This is a genomic window from Gymnodinialimonas ceratoperidinii (genome assembly GCF_019297855.1).
Lineage (GTDB): Bacteria > Pseudomonadota > Alphaproteobacteria > Rhodobacterales > Rhodobacteraceae > Gymnodinialimonas > Gymnodinialimonas ceratoperidinii.
The window spans coordinates 988,105-1,010,246 of record NZ_CP079194.1; the positions used below are offsets into that span (position 1 = coordinate 988,105).

Genomic DNA, 22,142 nt, shown 5'->3' on the forward strand with positions numbered 1-22,142 from the left:
TGTGAGCCTTGGATCACCCCCGGCGGCGCGTCAGCCCTTCGGGGGTCATCTTTTGCAAGGTGGCGCCCGCGCGGCGCGCGCGGTAGATGCGGGCAGGATCACAGGAAAGGCCTTGCGTGCTACCCGTCGAGAATGTCTCAGATTATCCCTCTCCGCCCGAGGTGCAGAGCGTCCCGCATCGCCTGACCGCGCGGTTCAAGGGCGTGCCCATCGCCGACACCGACGCCGGGCAGCGTCTGATCGAGACGGGCCGGGCGCCGACCTACTTCTTCCCGCCCGCCGACATCGTGATGTCTGCGCTGGTTTCCATCGCCCATGAAACGACCTGCCCCGTGAAGGGCCGGGCGATCTATTACGATCTTGTCATCAACGGGCGTCGCGCCCGTGCCGCGGCGTGGAGCTTCCCGGCACCCACCGCGCGATACGAGGCGCTCCGCAATCACATCGCCTTCTTCGCCACCGCGCTGGACGCGGCCCATGTGGGGGAACTCAAGGTCATTCCGCAGCCCGGTGACCTTCACGGCGGGTGGGTGACGCCGAACCTGACGGGCAGGATCAAGGGCGTGCTCGGACGCGGATAGCGCTCAACCTGCGGCGCTGCGGACCATGCGTTCAGCGCTGATGTAGCGCGTCAATTCCTGCCAAGTGTCGGGATCGAGCAGGGTCAGAATGCCCTCGTCGATCGCATATCCATAGGTCAGGCGCTCGGCCGAGGGGGTCACGAAGGTGAGATGCGCGCCGTCGGTCTCGATCTCCGCCTGTTTTTCACAGGTCCACAGGCTGGTGTCCTCGTTGCGCAACGCCCAGATGCCGGTGAAGGTCTCGCCCGAGCCATCCGAGGCGCTCAGGATCGTGTAGGCGTGATCGACGGTGAAGTCCCATCCGTCGCCCGTCGCATCCTCGCGCCACGTGCCGATATGGGTCTCTCCCTCACCAATGACGCGGGTGTAGCTGCGCCCGCCCCAGATCATCTGCGCGCCACCGTCGGCGAACTGCAACGGCTCCTCGGGTTCGGCGATGTAGTAACTGCCATCGCCGGTGATTTCATAGGTTTGAGGCTGACCGGGCAACAGCCAGATTCCGATCAAGGCGGGGTCGAGCGTACGATCTGTCATGCTGTCAGATTGGCACGAAATTCGAGCGTTGCCTAATGCTTAACGCATGGGTGGGGGCCGGATTGCGGCAATCAGCCCAAGAGGTCGTCCGGTGTCAGCTCGAAAGCCTTTCCGAAACCGCCGTTGAGAAACGCACGGGTTGGCACGAAACGAAACATCTGGAAATCGGCGAAATCGATGTAGAGTTTCGCCTTGGGGTAGAGCGCAAGGTAATGATCGCGAAGCTCGGATTTTTGCGCTGCAACCGCCGTGGCTTGCAAGCTCAGGCGCGGGTGGGTGAGGGGATCTCCCTTAGCACCGGGCTCTCCGATCAGAATCGAGCAGGCGGGGTTTGCGACAAGCGCCGCCGTATGGCTCGCAAGCGTCGAAATGAGGGTCACGGGCCAGCCATCGGGACCGGGCACGAGCGCGATACGGCTCACGGAAGGGGTACTGGTCGCGGGATCGAGTACGGCCAGAGCGGCGAAGCGGGCCGTATCGATGAGCGCGCGCGCAAGGCCGCGGGCCTCGTCATCAGTGGGGCGGATGGGATCGGTCGTCATGGCGAGACGCTAGCAGCTCCCAACCGGCGCGGCGAGAGAGCGGGGGCGTCGCGATGCGCTTTGATCACGCGCGGGAGGCCGCGCGTCGGGCGCCGCGCCCTCGCTAGAACTCCTGCCATACCGACAACGTCAGACCGACCACGTTACTCCCCGCGAGCGCCCCCCGCCCGCCGAGGCGCAGGTGGGTGTTGTCGAGGATCTGGAACACGAAAGACGAGGACCCTGTCACCAAGGGGTCCGACCCCGGCCATTGTTCGGCCTTGACCGAGAACGTCAGCGAGGCACGGTCCGTCAGGCTGAAACCGGTGGTCCCTTCGGCCTGCAGGATCGGCTCCTCCAACTCCAGATCGTAGAGCGCCGTGATGTCGAGGTTTACCCAACCGCCGTCATGGCGGAGCGGCATGTACCACGCGTCTCCGCCCTCACCGAACCCGCGCCCGAGCGACGCGCCGAGCCTGACGAGGCGGTGGGGTTCGGCCTCTCCTACCTGACGCGCGCCGAGACCTGCATCCACCGCGTATTGCCACGTCGCGTCGGGAGGAGAGAGCGTATAGCGCAGGAAACCCACCGCCTGCCGGCTGGTGTCGCCCTGCCCGATATCCGCGCCGAGCGTCAGGCTGCGCCCCAGGCCGAGTTCTGCGTAGGCACTGAGGTAAGTCTCGGGCTCCCACAGGCCGACCGAGACATCGAAGGGCGCTTCTTCGGCGGAGATCTGGAACGAGGTAAACACGCTCCCCGCGTCGCGCGCCCATGGCCCGGCGCTGGCCGACGAGCCGCAGAGGCCCGTCACCAAGGCGAGACCTGAAACCGTGACCCCTACGCAACGCATGTCAGGCATTAAGACGCCCCAGAGTTAACAAAACGCTAACGTGACTTGTCCGGGAGGCGGGGCGCCGTACATGGTCAGGCCACACCACAACATCAGATTCGGGGGGATCGCCATCATGTTTCACGCATTGCCGTCGACCGCTCGTCTCGTCCTGCCCGCACGTGGCAGAGCCGAATGTCATGTCTGATCTGACCAGCATGATCCGCGCGGCGCTTGCCGCCGGCGGCACCGCGTCGACCGAGCGGCGCCATTTCGGCGCGCCGATGCGTCCGACCTCCGGCCCGCTCGCCAATCACGATCTGACGGTCTATCGCGGCGGCCGTGACCCCGAGGTGCAGGAGCTGTTGGCCCGCCGCCACGATGCCTATGTGGACTGCCTGCGACTGGCGGGTATCCGCGTGCCCGAAACGCACCTGCGGCTGATCGATGAAGCCGGATCGCTGCGTCCGGTGATTGCGCAGAAGGCCGTGGCGCCCGACATGATGCTGGTGCCCTTGGTCCGCAAGGCCGGCACGAAGGCGGCCATCGGCCTCTTGGACCGTGTGGCGACCGATGTGGCCGAGTTCTGGCGCCGCGTCGCGCAGCGCCCGGAGCGTATCGGGTTTCATGCCCAGATCGAGCGCTTCGCGATGGACGAGAAGGGGCCGCTTTTCCTCGATACCTTTCCGCCGCTGATCTCCTACAGCCGCGACGAGATGGGCCACCTGATCCAGCGTTTCGCGGACAATGGGCTTGTGCGCGGCTTGGGCAAGGTCTTGCCCGGCCGCCTGCGCGAAATGCAGGACCGTTGGTACACGCCCGCGGGTTCGGTCCAGACCCTGATCGACGGCGCCCTGCGCCTGCGCCCCGACGATACGGAAGAGATCCTCGAATGGGCGGACGGCTTTGCAACGACGCGCCTTGAGGGCCCATGGCGCAACGCCGTTCAGGCGCAACTCGCTCGCCACGCCCGCTCCGCAAAGGTAAGCGCGAACCGGTGGCGCACCGTGGCAGGACGCGACCGCCCTCATGCCTGAGCCGACTGCCGCCGCAACCGCGGCGCCTGATCCCGAAGCGCCCCGAGCGGACATGAAGGTCGTGCTCGTGCATCCCGAAATCCCCGGCAATACCGGCACGATCGGGCGGACCTGCGTGGCGCTGGATCTGGAACTGATCCTGATCCATCCGCTCGGCTTCGACATCTCCGACAAATCCGTGCGCCGCGCCGGGCTCGATTACTGGAAGCACGTGCGGTTGAGCGAATACCAAAGCTGGCAGGACTTCATCGCGGCCCGCGCCCCCCGCGAAGAGCAGTTGTTCCTGTTCGAGAATGACGGCGAAGGCGGCTCCGTCTACGAGCCGGTATACCCCGGCGATGCCTATCTGATATTCGGACGAGAGACGAAGGGTCTTCCCGCCGAGGTGCTGGAAAGCCGTGCGAAGCGGACGTTCCACTTGCCGATGCGCTCGCCCCACATCCGCTCCCTGAACCTCGCCAATGCGGCCACGGCCGTGATCTATCAGGCCATGCGCGCGCATCTGAGCTGAACGTTCGGTCACGGCTGCTCCTATCTCGAGGGCGGCGTCTGGGCGAACAAGGCTCTGTTCGCGACATTCAACCCGCAAGACGCGCGAACAGGTCGAAATACGCACCGCCGACCTTCTCCCAAGTATAGTTGTTCAGCGCGACGCGCTTCAGGGCATCTCCATCTGCCAAAAGAGGTGCCTTCAACGCGGCAATGAGCGCATCATTTCCGTCAAAGTATTGAGCCTTGTTCGCAGTCGTCTCGCGATTGAAGGCGCAGTCATAGGCCAGCACGGGCAGGCCGAAATGCATCATCTCGACCAGCGATGGATTGGTGCCGCCTGCTGAATGGCCATGAACATAGAGCGCCGCACCCTGACGCAGCTGATAGAGGCGCGCGGCCTCATAAACCGGGTCGTGAAGGTGCAGGTTCGAGGCGGCCGCATAGCGTGCCTTCAGGCCTCGGCCATAGCTGTTGGCATCCCAATTTCCGACGAAAACCAGAGGCTTGTCCGAAGTTGAGAAGGCCTGCAGGATCATCTCGACATTGTTCTCAGGCTCGATTCGGCACAGCGCGAGGGCGTAATCCTCGGGCAGGTCGCACCGCGCGGGCGGCGGATCCGGCGTGTGCGTGGCATGATCGCCGCCGTAGGCAATGACCTCGGCCCTGATGCCATAGGTCCGACGCAAGCGCGCGGCGATGACCGGACTGTCGGCGATGATCGCGTCGGAATATCTGACCGCCAACGTCTCGGACCACTGCAGGAAGGCGCGCGCGGGGCGGGACCACTTCGCCCGGTGCGATTCGAGCCCATCCACATGGGTCACCACCGCCATGTCACGGCGCGACAGCCTTGGCAGGGCGATGGCGCCTGAAACGCCAAGGAGGAGCGCCACATCGGTGCCCCGTCGCGCGGCATCGCGCAGGGTTGTGGCGTCATAAACCACGCTGCATGCGCCGTTGGCCGGGAGGCGGGAATATCGCAGCGCGGCGTTGCAAAAGGTATCAGGCCGCTGCGCGTAGGCGCGGGTGCTGCAATAGACGCTCAGCTCTTCGGGCCGATCGTGCGCTGCATGGAAACGCACCAGATGCTCGGCAAGTGTTTCAAATCCTCCGTATCGCGCAGGGACGCCGACAGAGCCGAGAATGGCGATCCGGGGGCTCTTCTTTCCTGCCATTTCAATCCTCTATCGGACGCAAGATACCGTTGTGCCCTCCCGCATCGGGCTCTCCTGCAATCTCTCGACCATAGGCCGCAGTGTTTAACCTGATCTTAAAGGACATCGGGTTGAGTTGCCGTATTACGCGCCTCAGGTCGCGTTGCGTTGTCTGAGGTATTTGCCGTTGTGTGGCTGAGGAAATGACATGACGATCGTCCCGAATTTTGACCGGTCTCTCGCCCTGCCATTGCAAGGCTTCGTGGACCTCGCCCCTCCGCGAGGACAACGTGTTGGTGGCTCGGAAGCCTATTGGCGTGTCCGCGCGGTTCTGGATGTTCTCGGCGCTCTCGCTCTCATGCCGATCGTGGTCCTACTGGGCGCCGCGCTGTTGATCCTGAACCCAATTCTCAACCCCGGACCCTTGTTTTACCGCCAGTGCCGCATGGGCAGGGGGGGAGAGAGTTTCGTGACCTACAAGTTCCGCACGATGGCGCCGGGGCCATGTGAACGAGGGGCCTTCGACCCGGTGGAGGTGGACCGTATCACGCCACTCGGTCGGATCCTGCGCCGCATGGGGCTTGATGAACTACCGCAGGCAATCAACGTGCTGCGTCGGGAAATGAGCTTGATTGGCCCGCGTCCCGATTGCGTTCATCATGCCGCAGAGTTTCTGACGCGCATCCCCGAGTACCGGCAGCGCCTCGCGTTTCTGCCGGGGATGAGCGGCCTCTCGCAAATCAGACATGGTTATGCCGTGGGGTTGCAGGACACCCGCGCCAAGGCGGCCACGGATGCGGAGTATATCAATCGCGCCTGCTTCCGGCTCGATGCGTGGATCGTCTGGCAGACCTTGCTCACCATGATCCATGGGCGTGGAGACTGACGGGACGCCGCGTGGATTTCGTTGAGGTATGACGCCGCGCGCCGGGCCTTACGACTGAAGAAAGCGGACATCGCCACTTGGGTCCACGCGCGCGGCCGTCATGACGCCGCCGTAAACGGCGCCGGTATCGACGGCAATGCGTCCCTGTTCTGCGAAAGGCGTCTCGAAGGGCTGATGGCCAAATGCGACCCATTGCCCGTCCGTTCTTTCCTGCGACAGGAAGGTATCTGCTCCCCACAGCAACGCCTTGGATTTCTGGACGCTCATCGCAAGGTCCGGATCGGCACCGGCATGGGTGACCCATAGCGTGCCGGTTGACCAGGAGAGCGGCAGATTCTTGATCCAATCGACGAGGTCGGTTCCCATGGCCTCCCTCAAATCCCCTGCCGCGTCGAGGAGGTCTCCGGCGTTCCTGCTGTCCGTCGTCAACCCCGCGCCGACGCCGAAGCTGGCCAGAGTTTGCAGGCCGCCGTAGCGAAGCCAGCGCTTCGCCGCCCCGGTGGGATCAGCCAGAAAATCCAGCATCATCCGTTCGTGGTTGCCCATGAGCGCCACGATCCGTTCCGGGAAGTCAGCCGTCATCTCCGCCAGAAAACGCAACACGTCTGCGCTGGCCTCACCGCGGTCGATATAATCGCCCACGAAGACGACTTTGCCGGACCCGCCCGCATGGTCGCCCGCATCCATGTCGATCCGCGTCAGGAGGGTGTGCAGCTTGTCGACGCAGCCGTGCACGTCTCCGACAACGTAGACCAATTCCGCAGGGGCGGGCGCGTCCCAGCTTCTCATTTTCTCACTCTCCTCGCCTCCGGATGCGGACACAGGCGGGCTATCAAAACGCACGCCAGTCAAACGCGTTAAATCCCTAGCGTCTTAATTGTTAATTAACACTTTACGCATCTTTTGTTGGTTAACGAACGCCATCGTCAGAGGAAACATGTCGGCCGCGGCAAGCGCCCCACCTCTGTGATCGCGAGAACCTCGTGTTCCGGTACAGCTGGAGCGCGGCGGCGCACCAAAGGACGCTTCATGGCTATCATCCGCATCCTCATCGCTGGTCTGGCTTTCGCGAGCCTTTCGGCCTGCGGGGCGGCATATATCTCTTCTGACATCGCAAATTTCCGGGGCGATGACAGCGTTCAGGTCGTCGATCTTTCGACCGCAGTCGTGGCGCAGGCCAACCGCTCCGCCTACCAACCCGAGGCGCTTCCGGCCGCGTTCTCGCGGATCGCGGGGGCGGGGTCCCGGCTGCGCGGGGGTGCGCGCCTGCCGGAGCCTGTCTTCGATCCGCAGACGCGCCCCGGCGCGTTGGAACTCCGCGTGCCGCCGGCGGTCGATCCGGGGTCTTATGTTATCGGGGTGGGCGACGTTCTGATCCTCGCGACCCCGCGGTGGGAATCGTCGGTCGAGGAAATGGCCGGCCTCGTCGCGGCGCAAAACCAGCGACAGGGTTATACGGTGCAAGACAACGGCGACATCGCGATCCCGGACATCGGCCGGATCAACGTCGGCAACATGACCCTGTCCGAGGCAGAAGATGCGGTGTTCGAGCGTTTGATCGCGGCCCGTATCGACCCGACGTTCAGCCTCGAAGTGGCGGAGTTCAACTCGCAGCGCATCTCCATCGGCGGCGCTGTGCGCGAGCCGGGCGTGGTGCCGATCGGCATGTTACCGGTCTACCTCAATGAGGTTCTGGCGCAGGCAGGTGGGGTGGACGTGGGCTCGGATGCCTTCTCGGTGATCCGCATTTATCGCGACGGGACGTTGTACCAGATCCCCACCGCCGATCTCTATGCCGACCAGAACCTGCAGCGCATCCGCCTAGTCAACGGCGATTCCATCTTCGTCGACACGGCCTATGATTTCGAGCAGGCGCAGGCCTATTTCGAGGAAACCATCCAGCGCGCGCAGTTCACGCAGAATGCGCGCGCAAACGCCATCGCCGCATTGCAGGCAGAGGTTTCGATCCGCCGCAACGCGCTGGAGGAGAGCCGCCAGAACTTCCGGGATCGGGTCGAGTTCGGGGCTGCGGGCGGAGATTTTGTCTATATCGCAGGAGAGGTTACACGTCCCGGACGGTTCGAGCTGCCGTTCGGGAACACCGCCACCCTGGCCGATGCGCTCTTCGATGCGGGCGGGTGGAGCGAGGCCACGGGCGATCCATCGCAAATCTACCTGATGCGCGGTGCCTCGGCTGGCGAACAACTGAGCGCGATTACCGCCTATCGCCTGGACGGATCGAACGCTCTCAACCTGACCCTTGCCACCCGGATGGAGCTGCGCCCCGGCGATGTCATCTTCGTGGCCGAGCAGCCTGTGACCCGCTGGAACCGCGTCATCGACCAGATCACGCCGACCATCTTTAACCTCGGTGCGGCGGCCGTGAATTGAGCGCGCGAAATCCCGCCTAGTCCCTTCAAAGCCGGGTTCGCGTCACAGAATTGCCAAGATGGAACGAGATTCTGACACGGCCCTTCCAACGGATACGACGACCATGCGCACGCCCCTTGTTTTACTCGCACTTTCCCTCACAAGCTTCGGCGCGCTCTACACGGCGAACGGGCCGGAACTGACCCTGCCGTTGGCGGTCATCGCGTTGGCTGGCATCGCGGCCACGATCCTTGCGCTCAAGGCGGCGTTTCAGGGGCGCAACCTGCGCCTCACGAGGCGGTCTTCCCATGAACCGGAGCCGCTGAAGTCCGAAATCACACCGCGCCGCAAACCGCGTCATTTCAATCACGTGGCGCCCAAGCGCGTGACGCGGAAGCCCGCTGGTCCCCGCGTCGTCATCGACGGCTCGAATGTCATGCATTGGAACGGAGCGGAGCCCCGGCTGACGACGGTACGGGAGGTGGTGTCCGCCTTGCGTACCCAAGGCTACCAACCCGGCGTCGTCTTTGACGCCAATGCCGGCTACAAGCTGACCGACAGCTACATGGACGACCGCGACTTCGCCAAGCTCCTGAATTTGCCGGGAGATTGCGTCGTGGTCGTGGCAAGAGGCGAGCCCGCGGATCCGACGATTCTGGCCGCGGCGCGCGATCTGAAGGCGAAGGTCATCACCAACGACCGCTTTCGCGACTGGGCCGACGATTTCCCCGAGGTCGCCACCCCCGGCACGCTCATCAAGGGCGGCTATGACCACGGGGCGCTTTGGCTCGACGACCGAGCATTGGCGAGCTGACGCCCGCCATCCCCGTCGACGCAACTCACCGTTTCGCGCTGCCCCGCCGCGCCTTGCCGCCGCGCATCCCGCCGCGCCCGCCGGTGCTGCGCCCGCTGGCCTTTGCGGCATCCTCAACGGCGGCCTCCACGGCTGACTGACGGGCCAACGGATCATCGGCAATCGCAAGTTCGACCGATTCCAGCCGCTTCACCTCATCGCGCAAACGGGCGGCCTCCTCGAACTCGAGGTTTTCGGCAGCCTTGCGCATCTTGTCACGCAGCCCTTCAAGATGCGCCTGAAGGTTCGCGCCCACCAGCGGCTTGTCGACCTTGGCGGTGACCCGCGCCTGATCGGTATCGCCTTGGTAAACGCCAAGCAGGATGTCATCGACGTTCTTCTTGATCGTGGCCGGCGTGATGCCGTGTTCTTCGTTGTAGGCCAATTGCTTGACCCGCCGACGCTCGGTCTCGCGCATGGCGCGCTCCATCGAGCCGGTGATCTTGTCGGCATACATGATGACCCGCCCTTCGGCGTTCCGGGCGGCGCGGCCGATGGTCTGGATCAGCGAGGTTTCCGAGCGCAGGAAGCCCTCCTTGTCCGCATCCAGAATGGCGACCAAGCCGCACTCGGGAATGTCGAGCCCCTCGCGCAGCAGGTTGATCCCGATGAGCACGTCAAAAGCGCCGAGCCGCAGGTCGCGCAGGATCTCGATCCGCTCCAGCGTGTCGATGTCCGAGTGCATGTAGCGCACCCGGATGCCCTGCTCGTGCATGTATTCCGTCAGGTCCTCGGCCATGCGCTTGGTCAGCGTGGTGACCAGCGTCCGGAAGCCATCCGCCGCGACCTTGCGAACCTCGTCCAGCAGGTCGTCGACCTGCATTTCAACGGGGCGGATCTCGATCACCGGGTCGAGCAGGCCGGTCGGTCGGATCACCTGTTCGGTGAAGACGCCGCCCGCCTGCTCCAACTCCCACGCGGCGGGCGTTGCCGAAACGAAGACCGATTGCGGCCGCATGGCGTCCCATTCCTCGAACTTCAGGGGCCGGTTGTCCATGCAGGACGGCAGGCGGAAGCCATGCTCGGCGAGGGTGAACTTGCGCCGGTAGTCGCCCCGGTACATGCCGCCGATCTGCGGCACCGAGACGTGGCTTTCGTCGGCGAAGACGATGGCGTTGTCGGGGATGTACTCGAAAAGGGTAGGGGGAGGCTCGCCGGGCGCACGTCCGGTCAAATAGCGCGAATAGTTCTCGATCCCGTTGCAGACACCGGTGGCCTCCAGCATCTCCAGATCGAAGTTCGTGCGCTGCTCAAGCCGTTGTGCTTCCAGCAGTTTCCCCTCGTCGATCATCTGCTTCAGACGCATCGCGAGCTCGGCCTTGATGCCTTTCATCGCCTGCTGCATCGTGGGTCGCGGCGTGACGTAGTGAGAATTCGCATAGATCCGGATCTTGTCGAAAGAGCCGGTCTTCTGTCCTGTCAGCGGGTCGAACTCGGTGATCCCCTCAAGCTCCTCGCCAAAGAACGACAACCGCCAGGCGCTATCCTCAAGGTGGGCGGGCCAGACCTCCAGGCTATCGCCGCGTACGCGAAAAGTGCCGCGCTGGAAGGCGGCGTCGTTGCGGCGGTACTGCTGCGCCACGAGGTCCGCGATCACCTTGCGCTGGTCGTAGTCATGCCCGGCGTGCAGGTCCTGCGTCATGGCGCCGTAGGTCTCGACCGAACCGATACCGTAGATGCAGGAGACCGAGGCCACGATGATCACGTCATCGCGCTCCAGCAGCGCCCGGGTGGCCGAGTGGCGCATCCGGTCAATCTGCTCGTTGATCTGGCTTTCTTTCTCGATGTAGGTGTCCGACCGCGCGACATAGGCCTCGGGCTGGTAATAGTCGTAATAGCTGACGAAATATTCGACAGCGTTCTCCGGAAAGAAGTTCTTGAATTCGCTGTAAAGTTGCGCGGCCAGCGTCTTGTTTGGCGCCAGAATGATCGCAGGCCGCTGCGTTTCCTCGATCATCTTGGCCATGGTGAAGGTCTTGCCCGTCCCCGTGGCCCCCAGAAGCACCTGGTCCCGCTCGCCGTCGCGGATCCCCTGCGACAGCTCTGCAATCGCCGTCGGCTGGTCGCCTGCCGGCTCGAAGTCCGAATGCATGACGAAACGCTTGCCACCTTCCATCTTCAACTGCGCCCGCAAGGCGTCCACCGGCCTCCCGGTGTCGGGCATCTGTTCGGGCGAGTTGTTGTGCATGGCGCGTCTCCTTGCGTCATAGAATGGAGCCTTCGCGCGAAGCTGCAAGGTCTTCCGGCAACAGAACATGTCAGCTGGTGACAGCACGGTGTCAGGAGCTTGTCACCGGGCGGCGCGAGAGGGAGGGGTTGAATGCCATGTAGGTGCAAAGGTTAACAATGTAAGAGGCATTTTCAGGACATATCCTTTGCGTGAAATGGCATGAGAACGTAAAAGGAACAGGCAAGCAGCAGAAGCGGTTGCCGGCCTTGGCCGTACCCACCCACCCTCGCTCTCACGGGCAAGGCTGGCAGCCCCTCTTATTTCAGCCTCTCCCCCAGATCATGCGCAAGTGCCACGCCGCTCCGTCACGCGGCGCATTTGGCGCATTGCGAGCTTCGCCAGATTTGCCCATAACGGCTGCAAGTTGATCGGAGATTGCCCATGACCGCACGAATTTTCAAACCCGCGCGCACCGCCATGTCCTCGGGCACGGCAAAGACGAAAGACTGGGTACTGGAATTCCTCCCGTCCGAAGCGCGTCGCATCGATCCGCTGATGGGCTGGACATCGTCATCGGACATGAACAGCCAGGTGCGTTTGAAGTTCGAAACGCTCGAAGCCGCGAAAGCCTATGCCGAGGATCACGGGATCGATGCCATCGTGCTCAAACCCAAGACCCGCAAGCCCAACATCCGCCAGGGCGGCTACGGCGAGAATTTCGCCACCGACCGTCGCGGCGCCTGGACGCACTGACGCAACAAGCGCCCCTCTCCCTCCTTCATCTTGGCCAATAATACTCCGGGGGAGCCCGCGCCCCAAGGCGCGGGCGGGGGCAGAGCCCCTGGCATCCTCCCGGATCAGCGACCCGGCTCGTCCCGCTAACTCACCGCAGTCTGCGACCCGCGCCCCTGCGCCCAGTTCATGCCCAAGACCGCGACGATCACGACAGCGCCGACGATCTCCACGGTCAGGTCGGGCCAGAACAGCGCCACGACACCCGCACAGAGCAGGCCCCGCATCCAGAGCGGCATCGGCCCCCAGAGGTAGCCTTCCAAGGCCACCGCGAAGGCCGCAAGGCCGAGCGCCGCAATGGCCCCGCTCCACAGCACTAGCAGCAGCGGCCCGCCCATGACGATCTCGGGGTTGAACACCATGAAGAGCGGAATGAGGTAGAGCCCCTTGGCATATTTCCACGCCTGGAAACTCGTCTCCATCGGTTTCGACCCGGCAATCGCCGCCCCGGCAAAACCCGCCAGCGCCACCGGGGGCGTAACGTTGCTGTCCTGTGAATACCAGAACACGACAAGGTGGGCGATCAGGATCGGCATGCCGAATTGCTCGGTCAGGGCCGGTCCCACGAGGATGATCAGCACGATGTAAGCCGCCGTGACCGGCAGCCCCATGCCGAGGATCAGGCTCGCCAGCAGCACAAGGATCAGCGCCAGTATGATGTTGCCGCCCGAGAAGGCGATCATCATCGCCGAGAACTTCAATCCCAACCCGGTCAGCCCGACGACGCCCACCACGATGCCCGCGACCGCGCAGGCCATGGAGACGGCAACCGCATTGCGTGCGCCCAGATCGAGCGCTTGCAGCGTCAGGGTGAAGCCCCGCTTGCACAAGGTGACGAAGCCGGAAGCCGAAGGCCCGGAGGCCATGAAAGTCCAGAGCGCGCGCGCTGCGGCTGCCGCCACGATGGAGAGGATCGCGTAGAAGCCGACGCGCATTGGCGAATATCCGGCGACGAGCAGCGCGATCAGCGCCACCAGTGGCAGCAGGAAGTGCCAGCCTTCGGCCAGAACCGCGCGCACCCGGGGCAGGTCGGTTGCGGCCATGCCGGTCATGCCCTGTTTTACCGCTGCGATATGGACGAGCAGGTAGACCGTGCCGAAATAGAGCACCGCCGGAAAGACCGAGACCAGTACGATGTCCACATAGGGCACCCGGGTGAACTCGCTCATCAGGAAGGCGCCCGCGCCCATCAGCGGCGGCATGATCTGTCCGCCGGTCGAGGCCGCGGCCTCGATCCCGCCCGCCTGCGCGGGCCGGTAGCCCAGGCGCTTCATCAGCGGAATGGTAAACGCACCCGTGGTCACCACGTTGGCAATCGCCGAGCCCGAGATCGAGCCCATGCCGGCGCTCGCGATGACAGCGGCCTTCGCCGGTCCGCCGCGTTGCCGGCCCGTGGCGGCATAGGCGAGGTCGATGAAGAACTTGCCCGCGCCGGTCACTTCGAGGAAGGCGCCGAAAAGGACGAAGATGAAGACGAATGTGGCCGCAACGCCCAGAGGGATGCCGAAGATGCCTTCCGCGCCCAGGGTCATTTGGCTCGACAAACGCTCCAGCGAATAGCCACGGTGGTTGAGGATGCCGGGCATCCAGTCGGCGAGGAAGGGCAACTCGCCCCGCTGACCCGCGAAGGCATAGGCGATGAAGCCCGCGCCGATGATCGTCATGCCAAGGCCCACGGCCCGGCGCGCGCCTTCCAGCACAACGATGATCGTCATCACGCCGATCCATACATCGATCGTGCGCGGGAAGATCTGGTTGGCGATCGTGTCGATGTTGATTGGCACCCAGGCACCCGCCACGATGCCGCAGCAAATCAGGATGCCGTCGATGATCCAGCCCAGAACACCACGCGGGCGCCCGCGTCCGAAGGCCGGGTAGATGAGGAAACAGAGGACCAGGATGAAGCCCAGATGGATCGGGCGCTGGTAGAACAGGCCAAGGGGCTGCACCCCGGCCGCGTAAAGCTGGAACAGCGACAGGGCAATGCCGATCACGGCAACCGCCCGCAGCACGTAGAGGGGTTGTTCAGGGGGCGTCTGGGTCGGGATCTCCGTATCGGTGACCATCAATCCGTGCTCCTTATCAAGGCGATCCGCACCCTCTCGCGGGGTGCTGCGTCAGAGAGGGACACCACCGTGTCGCCTACGCGCAACCGGTGATCCACCGGCGGCAATCCGGGCCGCAGGACGTAAGCGTCACCCGGCACCGGTTCGTCGATATCAAGAATGAAGTAGCCGCCCTGCCCATCGGAGACCTGCTGCCCCCGACCGGGGATGTGATCCAGACCGGCCGCGAAATCAGGCAGATGGGAGTGCACCAGCACCATGTGCCCGGCGCGGTTCTCGTAGCAATCGGTCACCTCGAAACCCTGCACCGAGTGGTGCCAGAGCACACACCATTCCGAGCCCTCGGGCACGGACAGCCGGGCGATCTCCTCGCCGTTTTCACGGGTTGCTACAAGCTCGTCCGCCGCGACAGCAGTGCCGGCAGAGGCAAGCAGGAGGAGGGCGCAGAGCCCCCCTCGCAGTTTGACACTCACTCGCGTAGAGCGTCCGGGACGTCGGCCCCGACTTCGTCGTAGTAGCGCAGCGCACCGGGGTGCAGGGGGATCGGCGTGGCCGACATGGTGAACTCGACCGTGGTCTCGTTCGCCGCCGGATGCACCGCCTGCAGCTCCGCGATGTTCTCGAACATCGCCCGCGTCAGCTCGTAGGCCAGGTCATCGGACATCTCGGAGGACACCGTCAGCACGTTCGGAATACCCAGAACCGCCACGTCGTCATCGACACCATTGTAGCTGCCGCCGGGCAGGGTGGTGGTGGCGAAGGTTTCATGGGCGCCCATCGCGGCGTTCAGCTGGTCTTCGGTCAGCTCGAGGATCACGATGCCCTGGGTCGTTGCGAGGTTCATGATCGAAGAGGTCGGCGCCCCCACGGACCAGAAACCGGCGTCGATGTCGCCGTTTGCCAGAGCGTCCGCCGTCTCGTTGAAGTTCAGGCGCTGCTCTTCGATGTCATCGTAGGTGATGCCATTGGCGTTGAGGATGGCGGCCGCGTTCACTTCGGTGCCCGAACCCGGCGCACCGATGGAGACGCGCATGCCCGCAAGGTCATCGAGCGAGGTGATGCCGCTGTCGGCCAGGGTCACGATGTGAACCATGTTGGCGTAAAGCGAGGCCAGACCGCGGATCATCGGAAGCTGCTGGCCCTCGAAGTTGCCGGTGCCGTTGTAGGCGTGGGCGACGGTATCGGCCAAGGCAATGGCGAGGTCGGCGTCGCCGGTGGCGATCAGGCCCATGTTCTCGACCGAGGCGCCGGTGACTTCCGCCGTGGCGGAATAACCCTCGACGTGGTTGTTGACGATTTCGGCCAGGCCGCCGCCAACCGGATAATAGGTGCCGCCGGTGCCGCCCGTGGCGATCGACAGCTGCTGTTGTGCCGCGGCGGGGGCCGCAAAGGTCATCGCGGTGAGTGCCGCGGTTCCAAACAAGCCTGCGTGCTTGCCGAGCAAGTGATGTAGCATAATATCCTCCCTAGGGGTTTTTGCGCCCACAAAGCTCCGGTTTTTTCCGGAGCTTTTCAAGGGGTAGCAAATCCCGAGCGCAAAAAACACCGCCCCCGCGCGGCAACCCGATTGCCTGCGCGGGCGGCAGCGAGGCGCTTGCGGCTTGCCGCGAACCCCGGCAAAACAATAGTGTACATATTATTTGCGCGCGGACGATCCCATTGCCCGGCGCCGTGGCCGTTGGGGCGAGGCACGCCGCCGCTTCGGCCATGACCTTGACACTGGAGCTTCGGCCCAAGGGCGCAGTTGTACCCTTGCAGGCCGAATTTGGAGGGCAGATGAGCCACCCTGAATCCCGATCCAACCCGGACCGCACCAATTGGCTGGTGGTCTCGGCCGCCTGCGCCGCCGGGGTCGCGGCGGCCTTGCAGATCGGCAAGGCGAGCGCAGCCCTGCCGCTTTTGCGCGCGGAGTTTGACGCGGGCGTTGCGGCGGCCTCTTGGTATCTCGCCCTCGCAAGCCTCGGTGCTGCGATCTTCGGCGCGGTCCTTGGCTTGATGACAACCCGCATCGGCGGGTTGCGCGCCGGTGTCGTCGGATTGGCGCTGCTCGCCCTGGGAAGCCTGCTCGGCCCCTTAGCCGGCACATGGACCCCGTTCATCTTCGCCCGCCTGCTGGAGGCTGTGGGGATGCCGCTTGTTGTCGTGGCCATGCCCGCGCTGATCCAGAGCTACAGCATCGGACGCGCGCGGGTCATGGCGATGGGATTCTGGTCGGCGTGGCTGCCTTTGGGTGTGGCCTTGGCGATGGGCCTCTCCGTAGTGATGCTGGATCAATGGGGATGGCGCGGGCTCTACATTGCCTGTGGCGTACTGCCCCTGCTGTCGCTCGCCGCGCTGTTCGTGCTGGTCAGGACCCACGCGCCCCTCCCTGCCGCCGCCCGTGCCCCGGAGCCGGTCGAAAGCGCATCGGGCGCCGTCCAGCGCCTGCTCCGGCACATGCCCGGCGCGACGGTGCAGATCTACGGCGGCGTCTTTGCGCTTTTCTCGGCCTCCTACCTCACGGTGCAGGGCTTCCTGCCGAGCGTGGCGGTCGAGACGCTGTCGATGTCCATCACCAACGCGACTCTTCTGGGCGGCGCTTCGGCCCTTCTCGTCATTCCCGGCAACCTCGTCGGATCATTCCTGCTGTCGCGCGGCGTCAGCGCGCGGCTTCTGCTGCGCTTCGGCTTTGTCGTCATGGGGGTCTCGGGCGCGACCTTCCTGACCGACCTTTTCGCGCCAGCCCTCAGGATCGCCGCCGGCTGCACCTTCACCGCCGTCGCGGGCGTGGTGCCGGGCGTCATCTGGGCACTGATCCCGCAACTCACCGCCCAATCGCGCCGCGGATCGTCGCTGACCGCGGGGGTCATTTATCAATATGCGGGCGTGGGCCAACTGCTTGGCCCGGTGCTCGGCGGGCTCGCCGTGCAACTGGCGGGAGGGTGGAGCGGCAGCGCCTTCGTGGTGCTGGCCGCCTCGGGTGTCGCGATGCTTCTGATCGCCCTGCCGCACGCCCGGATCATGACTGTGGTAGCCGAGGCCGCCCCCGCCCGCTGAGCGCGGCGCGATCAGCCCTGCTGCAACGCCCGCGCCTTGCGCATGGCGCGCAGGGCGGGCTCGGTCAGCACCTCGCGGCAGCGCGCCACGCGGTCCGTCGTGAAATGGCCCTCGGCGTCGAGCAGGTTCACCGTGGCCACCAACTCACCGCCGTCGATCACCGGCAGGTTCAGGACCGAGCCGCAGCCGAGCGAGCCGATCAGCTCGAAGTCCGGGAAGACCTGCGCGATCTCATCCAGCGTATTGGCGACGAAGCATTCGTGGCGGTCGTGGACGATCTCGAACCATGCGTTGCGGGTGATCGGCTTGGTGCCGGAGGCGGGGTAGGCCTCGGGCATGTTGGTATAGGCGCGGCGCGCGACGCCGGCCTCCATGTCGACGGTCATCACGGTCCAGAGCCGCACCGGCACCAGCGCGTCGCTGAGCGCGTAGAGCGCGTCGAAGACCTGATCCTCGGTCGTGGCGGCGTCCAGCGCCGTGTCGAATTCTGCCCGCGCGGTTTCTGCCTGCGTCATCGGTCGTCTCCTTTTTATTGGTCTTCGTTGCCGCCGCTCGCGGCGTAGAGCTTCTGCGTGTAGGGGTCCGAGAAGCTGCCGTCGTGCAGCGCCGTGGCGGGGGCGATCTCGACGATCTCGCCCTTGTTCATCACTGCCATGCGGTCGCACATGAAGCTGACGACGGGCAGGTTGTGGGTCACCATCAGGTAGGTCAGCCCACGCTCGGCGCGCAGGCGCTTGAGTAGGTTGAGAATCTCGGCCTGCACCGACACGTCGAGCGCGCTGGTCGGCTCGTCGAGCAGCATCACCTCGGGCTCCAGCATCAGGGCGCGGGCGATGGCCACGCGCTGGCGCTGGCCGCCGGACATCTGGTGCGGGTAGCGGAACCGGAAGCGGGCATCGAGACCCACGTCCTCGAGCACCTGCTGCACCCGCGCGTCCTTGTCGCCGATGCCGTGGATCGAAAGCGGCTCGGAGAGGACCGTGTCCACCGTCTTGCGCGGATGCAGCGAGCCGTAGGGGTCCTGGAACACCATCTGGCAGCGCTGCGCCAGCGCGCGGTCGGGCCGATGCGGGCCGGGCTGGCCGAGCACCTCCATCTTGCCGGTCCACTCGGGTGCCAATCCGCAGAGCGCCTTGAGCACCGTCGACTTGCCCGAGCCGCTTTCACCCACCAGCGCGAAGCTCTCGTCCGGCGCCACGTCGAAGGTCACGCCCTTGACGACGCGCAGCCCGTCGTAGGCGATGTCGAGGTTCTCGAGGGAGATGGCCGGGGCGGTCATGTGGTGCGCTCCATCACGGGCAGGGTCTCGCGGGTTTCGTGCATCTTCGGCACGGCGGCGAGCAGCCCGCGGGTATAGGGATGGGTGGCCTTGTGCAGGTCCTTGGCGGCGCAGGTTTCGACCACGCGGCCCGAGTTCATCACCAAAATGCGGTCGCAGTAGCGCGCCACCAGCGGCAGGTCGTGGCTGATCAGGATCAGCCCCATGCCCTCGGGGTTGATGGCGCTGCCGCCGACCAGATCGTTGATCAGCGCCAGCACGTCGCCCTGCACGCTGACGTCGAGCGCGCTGGTGGGCTCGTCGGCGATCAGCAGGCGCGGGCGCGGGATCAGCATCATGGCGATCATCACCCGCTGGCCCATGCCGCCCGACAGCTCGTGGGCATACATCCGCGCGACGCGGTCGGGGTCGTTGATCCGCACCGCCTCCAGCATCTCGCGGACGCGGGCCTTGATCTCCGCGCGGGGCAGACGCTCGTGGGTGCGCAGCGCCTCGGCGATCTGCGCACCGATGGTCATCACCGGGTTCAGCGAATACCGCGGATCCTGCATGATCATCGAGATCTTCGCGCCCCGCATCTGGCGCATCTGCCGCTCGGACAGGGCGCCGAGGTCCTCTCCCTCGAAAGTGATCTTGCCGGTGACTTCACCGGGCCGCCGGATCAGCCGCAGGATCGCGCGGCCGGTCATCGACTTGCCCGAGCCGCTTTCCCCCACGATGCCGAGCCGCTCGCGGCCGAGGTCGAAAGAGACGCCGTCGACCACGTTCACCCGGCCCTTCGGGGTAGGGAAGCTGACGGAAAGGTTCTCGACTGAAAGAAGGCTCATCCCTTGCGCTCCGATTTCGGGTCCAGCACGTCGCGCAGGCCGTCTCCGAGGAAACAGAAGCCGAGCGACACGAGGATGATGGCAAATCCGGGGAAGGTGGAGACCCACCACTGGTCGTAGATGAACGAACGCCCGCCCGAGATCATCGCGCCCCACTCCGGCTGCGGCGGCTGCGCGCCAAGCCCGAGGAAGCCGAGGCCCGCCGCCGTCAGGATGATCCCCGCCATGTCGAGGGTGACACGCACGATCATCGAGGAGGTGCAGAGCGGCAGCACGTGGCGGGTGATGATCCGCGTATGCGAAGCACCGAGCAGCCGCGCGGCGGCCACGAATTCCGAGTTGCGCAGCGTCAGGGTCTCGGCCCGGGCGATCCGCGCGTAGGCGGGCCATGTGGTGATCGCGATGGCGATGATCGCGTTCTCGATCCCAGGCCCGAGGGCGGCGGCGAAGGCCAGCGCCAGCACCAGCTTCGGCATCGAGAGGAACACGTCGGTGACCCCCATGATGCCCCGGTCGATCCAGCCGCCGAAATAGCCCGAGATCGCCCCGAGCACGAGGCCGAGTGGCGCCGAGATAATCGCCACCAGCGCCACGATCTGCAGCGTGATCTGCGCGCCGTGCACGACGCGGGCGAAGATATCGCGGCCCAACTGGTCGGTGCCGAACCAATGCTCGGCCGAGGGCGGCTCGAGCCGTTGGTCGAGGAACTGCCCGCCGGGCCCTTCGGGCGCGATGGTGTCGGCGAAGATCGCCGTCAGGATCAACGCCGCGATGATCAGCGCGCCGGTTACCGCCAGCGGGTTGCGCAGCAGGTCCAGCGTGATGCGATAGGCCCGCCCCGAGGCCGCCTGGAAGCGGGAGGCGGGGCTGTCGTCGAGAAGCCAGGCGCGCATGTCAGCGGCTCCCTTCGCGGCTGCGGGGGTCGAGGACGCGGTAGAGCACGTCCGACACCTTGTTGATGATGATGAAGACCGCGCCGATCACCAGCGTCGCGCCGAGCACGGCGTTCATGTCGGCGTTGAAAAGCGCGGTGGTCAGGTAGTTGCCGATGCCGGGCCAGGAGAAGACCGTCTCGATCATCACCGAGCCTTCCAGCAGGCCCGCGTAGCTCAATCCGATGACGGTGATCAGCGGCACACGGATCGCGCCGAAGGCATGAACCCAGATCACCCGCCACTCCGGCACGCCTTTCACCCGGGCGGTGGTGACATATTCCTGGTTCAACTGGTCGAGCATGAACGACCGCGTCATCCGCGCGATATAGGCCAGCGAGAAGACCCCGAGGATCGCGGCGGGCAGGATGATGTGGGACCAGGCGGATTTGAACACGTCCCAATCGCCCTCGATCAGCGCGTCGACCGTCAGCAGGCCCGTCACCACCGGCGTGATCCCGTCATAATAGATGCTCACGCGCCCCGGCCCCTCGACCCATCCGAGCCACGCGTAGAAGACCGCGAGCCCCACGAGGCCAAGCCAGAAGGCGGGCACCGAGTAGCCCAGAAGTGCGAAGACGCGGATCACCTGGTCCACCCAACTGCCCTGCCACGCGGCGGCGAGAACGCCCGCCGGCACACCCAGTCCGACGCCGATCAGGATGCCGAGGCTCGCCATCTCCATCGTCGCGGGGAAGACGCGGGCAAGGTCCTCGGCGACGGGACGGTTGGTGGAGGTCGACATCCCGAGGTCGAATCGCAGCACGTCGGCGACGTAGCTCACGAATTGCACGATCAGCGGCCGGTCGAGACCCATGGCCACGCGCGCCACTTCATATTGCTCGGGCGTCGCGCGGTCGCCCACGACGGAAAGGACCGGGTCGATCGGCACCACGCGGCCGATGAAAAACGTCAGCGCCAGAAGGCCCAGAAAGGTCAGCGCCACAACGATGATGAACCGCAATATCCCGATGGCGGTGCCGCCGATAACGCCTGATCTGATGTCTTGGAATGCCATCGATTTCGGTGTCCCTTCGACGAACGTGGACCAAGCGCCACGCCGTCTTCTTGGGGTCGTGATGCAACATTTTGCTTGGATTTGGCAAATAGTTTTGCTTAGATCAAAAAAATTATGATGATTGCTGCAAGCCGGGGGAGGGGACATGGCGCGACCTAAGACAACCAATGATCCCGTCCTTGGCGCGTTGATCCGCAAGCGTCGCAAACAGCTCGGCCTGACGCTTCAGGCGCTCTGCGATTCGGCCGGTCTGTCGGTCGGATACCTCAGCCAGGTGGAGCGGGGGCAGGCGACCCCGTCGCTCGGCACGCTTGCGCAGATCGCGCAGGGGCTCTCGGTCGGGCTGGAGTATTTCATCACCACGCCCAAGCCCTCTGACAGCCTGTCACGCGCCGGCGCGCGGCCGCAGTTCTCCATCGACGGCTCCTCGATCCAGTACGAGGCGGTGAGCGCCGATTTTCCGGGGGCAGAGCTGTCGTGCTACATTCTCCACGTGCCTCCCGGCTATGCCTCCGAAGAAGTGCACCACGAGGGCGAAGAGATCATCTTCCTGCTCGACGGAGAGATCACCCAGACCCTCGGCGGTCAGAGCTTCATTCTGCAACAGGGGGACAGCCTGCATTATTCCGGCTCAACCCCCCATTCATGGTCCAACGAGACCGACGCGACCACGCGCATCCTGTGGACCGGCACCCTCTCGGTGCTGCAACGCAAGGGCGCGGTGAAACTGCCCGAGATAAACCCGGCCAATACAAATGGCTAACC

Annotated in this window: 23 protein-coding genes; 9 read left to right on the plus strand and 14 right to left on the minus strand. The window is 64.9% G+C overall.

Annotated elements, in window-relative coordinates; genetic code table 11:
- Nucleotides 1-116: 116 nt before the first annotated feature.
- Nucleotides 117-581 (plus strand): DUF427 domain-containing protein, encoded by a 465-nt coding sequence (locus tag KYE46_RS04830; protein ID WP_219003855.1) that lies wholly within the window; start codon nucleotides 117-119, stop codon nucleotides 579-581.
- Nucleotides 582-584: 3 nt separating this feature from the next.
- Here the strand turns inward: KYE46_RS04830 and KYE46_RS04835 are convergent, their stop codons facing one another.
- The 3 genes from KYE46_RS04835 to KYE46_RS04845 all read right to left on the minus strand — a co-directional run bounded on the left by KYE46_RS04835 (nucleotide 585) and on the right by KYE46_RS04845 (nucleotide 2,495).
- Nucleotides 585-1,115 carry a hypothetical protein gene (locus tag KYE46_RS04835; RefSeq protein ID WP_219003857.1) on the minus strand — a complete coding sequence of 177 codons (531 nt, stop codon included), beginning with the start codon at nucleotides 1,113-1,115 and terminating at the stop codon, nucleotides 585-587.
- 71 nt (nucleotides 1,116-1,186) lie between these two features.
- A complete protein-coding gene (locus KYE46_RS04840) occupies nucleotides 1,187-1,657 on the minus strand; it encodes a HugZ family pyridoxamine 5'-phosphate oxidase (protein ID WP_219003859.1) in 471 nt (156 codons plus the stop codon).
- A gap of 103 nt (nucleotides 1,658-1,760) precedes the next feature.
- Complete coding sequence (locus KYE46_RS04845) at nucleotides 1,761-2,495, minus strand: hypothetical protein (RefSeq protein WP_219003861.1); 735 nt, start codon at nucleotides 2,493-2,495, stop codon at nucleotides 1,761-1,763.
- A 170-nt stretch (nucleotides 2,496-2,665) separates the two neighbouring features.
- Between KYE46_RS04845 and KYE46_RS04850 the strand changes: the two genes are divergently transcribed.
- Nucleotides 2,666-3,502 carry a DUF6206 family protein gene (locus tag KYE46_RS04850; RefSeq protein WP_219003863.1) on the plus strand — a complete coding sequence of 279 codons (837 nt, stop codon included), beginning with the start codon at nucleotides 2,666-2,668 and terminating at the stop codon, nucleotides 3,500-3,502.
- Nucleotides 3,495-4,013, plus strand: a complete 519-nt coding sequence (locus tag KYE46_RS04855; RefSeq protein WP_247716916.1) for a tRNA (cytidine(34)-2'-O)-methyltransferase — start codon at nucleotides 3,495-3,497, stop codon at nucleotides 4,011-4,013. Before KYE46_RS04850 ends, KYE46_RS04855 begins: the two co-directional genes overlap by 8 nt.
- Nucleotides 4,014-4,080: 67 nt before the next feature.
- Here the strand turns inward: KYE46_RS04855 and KYE46_RS04860 are convergent, their stop codons facing one another.
- The gene (locus tag KYE46_RS04860; RefSeq protein WP_219003865.1) at nucleotides 4,081-5,169 is read right to left on the minus strand and encodes a DUF1972 domain-containing protein; all 1,089 of its coding nucleotides are present in this window, start codon (nucleotides 5,167-5,169) and stop codon (nucleotides 4,081-4,083) included.
- Between the two features lie 187 nt (nucleotides 5,170-5,356).
- Here KYE46_RS04860 and KYE46_RS04865 point away from each other — a divergent pair, with 187 nt between their 5' ends.
- Nucleotides 5,357-6,034, plus strand: coding sequence for a sugar transferase (locus tag KYE46_RS04865; protein WP_219003867.1), 678 nt, complete (start codon nucleotides 5,357-5,359; stop codon nucleotides 6,032-6,034).
- Nucleotides 6,035-6,082: 48 nt separating this feature from the next.
- Here KYE46_RS04865 and KYE46_RS04870 read toward each other — a convergent pair whose 3' ends face one another.
- On the minus strand, nucleotides 6,083-6,823 hold the full coding sequence (locus KYE46_RS04870) for a metallophosphoesterase family protein (RefSeq protein ID WP_219003869.1): 741 nt from the start codon (nucleotides 6,821-6,823) through the stop codon (nucleotides 6,083-6,085).
- Nucleotides 6,824-7,063: 240 nt separating this feature from the next.
- Here KYE46_RS04870 and KYE46_RS04875 point away from each other — a divergent pair, with 240 nt between their 5' ends.
- Nucleotides 7,064-8,425, plus strand: coding sequence for an SLBB domain-containing protein (locus KYE46_RS04875; protein WP_219003871.1), 1,362 nt, complete (start codon nucleotides 7,064-7,066; stop codon nucleotides 8,423-8,425).
- A gap of 58 nt (nucleotides 8,426-8,483) precedes the next feature.
- Nucleotides 8,484-9,218 (plus strand): NYN domain-containing protein, encoded by a 735-nt coding sequence (locus KYE46_RS04880; protein WP_247716917.1) that lies wholly within the window; start codon nucleotides 8,484-8,486, stop codon nucleotides 9,216-9,218.
- Between the two features lie 25 nt (nucleotides 9,219-9,243).
- Here the strand turns inward: KYE46_RS04880 and uvrB are convergent, their stop codons facing one another.
- Nucleotides 9,244-11,445, minus strand: coding sequence for an excinuclease ABC subunit UvrB (gene uvrB, locus KYE46_RS04885; protein ID WP_283095210.1), 2,202 nt, complete (start codon nucleotides 11,443-11,445; stop codon nucleotides 9,244-9,246).
- 423 nt (nucleotides 11,446-11,868) lie between these two features.
- On the opposite strand from uvrB, the gene KYE46_RS04890 reads away from it, so the two are divergent.
- A complete protein-coding gene (locus KYE46_RS04890; RefSeq protein ID WP_219003873.1) occupies nucleotides 11,869-12,180 on the plus strand; it encodes an ETC complex I subunit in 312 nt (103 codons plus the stop codon).
- 125 nt (nucleotides 12,181-12,305) lie between these two features.
- On the opposite strand, the gene KYE46_RS04895 is transcribed toward KYE46_RS04890, so the two are convergent.
- From KYE46_RS04895 to KYE46_RS04905, 3 genes are read right to left on the minus strand one after another with little or no spacing between them, the layout of a single operon-like run.
- The gene (locus KYE46_RS04895; RefSeq protein WP_219003874.1) at nucleotides 12,306-14,285 is read right to left on the minus strand and encodes a TRAP transporter permease; all 1,980 of its coding nucleotides are present in this window, start codon (nucleotides 14,283-14,285) and stop codon (nucleotides 12,306-12,308) included.
- Entirely contained in the window at nucleotides 14,285-14,758 is a 474-nt protein-coding gene (locus tag KYE46_RS04900) for a DUF1850 domain-containing protein (protein ID WP_247716918.1), read from the minus strand. The genes KYE46_RS04895 and KYE46_RS04900 overlap by 1 nt, the downstream gene beginning before the upstream one ends.
- Complete coding sequence (locus KYE46_RS04905; protein ID WP_219003875.1) at nucleotides 14,755-15,741, minus strand: TAXI family TRAP transporter solute-binding subunit; 987 nt, start codon at nucleotides 15,739-15,741, stop codon at nucleotides 14,755-14,757. Before KYE46_RS04905 ends, KYE46_RS04900 begins: the two co-directional genes overlap by 4 nt.
- Before the next feature lie 320 nt (nucleotides 15,742-16,061).
- Between KYE46_RS04905 and KYE46_RS04910 the strand changes: the two genes are divergently transcribed.
- Nucleotides 16,062-17,321 carry an MFS transporter gene (locus KYE46_RS04910; protein WP_219003876.1) on the plus strand — a complete coding sequence of 420 codons (1,260 nt, stop codon included), beginning with the start codon at nucleotides 16,062-16,064 and terminating at the stop codon, nucleotides 17,319-17,321.
- 11 nt (nucleotides 17,322-17,332) lie between these two features.
- On the opposite strand, the gene KYE46_RS04915 is transcribed toward KYE46_RS04910, so the two are convergent.
- From KYE46_RS04915 to KYE46_RS04935, 5 genes are read right to left on the minus strand one after another with little or no spacing between them, the layout of a single operon-like run.
- The gene (locus tag KYE46_RS04915) at nucleotides 17,333-17,836 is read right to left on the minus strand and encodes a GAF domain-containing protein (protein WP_219003877.1); all 504 of its coding nucleotides are present in this window, start codon (nucleotides 17,834-17,836) and stop codon (nucleotides 17,333-17,335) included.
- Between the two features lie 14 nt (nucleotides 17,837-17,850).
- Nucleotides 17,851-18,600, minus strand: coding sequence for an ABC transporter ATP-binding protein (locus tag KYE46_RS04920; RefSeq protein ID WP_219003878.1), 750 nt, complete (start codon nucleotides 18,598-18,600; stop codon nucleotides 17,851-17,853).
- Nucleotides 18,597-19,427, minus strand: coding sequence for an ABC transporter ATP-binding protein (locus tag KYE46_RS04925; RefSeq protein ID WP_219003879.1), 831 nt, complete (start codon nucleotides 19,425-19,427; stop codon nucleotides 18,597-18,599). Before KYE46_RS04925 ends, KYE46_RS04920 begins: the two co-directional genes overlap by 4 nt.
- Entirely contained in the window at nucleotides 19,424-20,320 is an 897-nt protein-coding gene (locus tag KYE46_RS04930; RefSeq protein ID WP_219003880.1) for an ABC transporter permease, read from the minus strand. The genes KYE46_RS04925 and KYE46_RS04930 overlap by 4 nt, the downstream gene beginning before the upstream one ends.
- Before the next feature lies 1 nt (nucleotide 20,321).
- A complete protein-coding gene (locus KYE46_RS04935) occupies nucleotides 20,322-21,377 on the minus strand; it encodes an ABC transporter permease (RefSeq protein ID WP_219003881.1) in 1,056 nt (351 codons plus the stop codon).
- 145 nt (nucleotides 21,378-21,522) lie between these two features.
- On the opposite strand from KYE46_RS04935, the gene KYE46_RS04940 reads away from it, so the two are divergent.
- Entirely contained in the window at nucleotides 21,523-22,140 is a 618-nt protein-coding gene (locus KYE46_RS04940) for a helix-turn-helix domain-containing protein (RefSeq protein WP_219003882.1), read from the plus strand.
- Nucleotides 22,141-22,142: the final 2 nt, after the last annotated feature.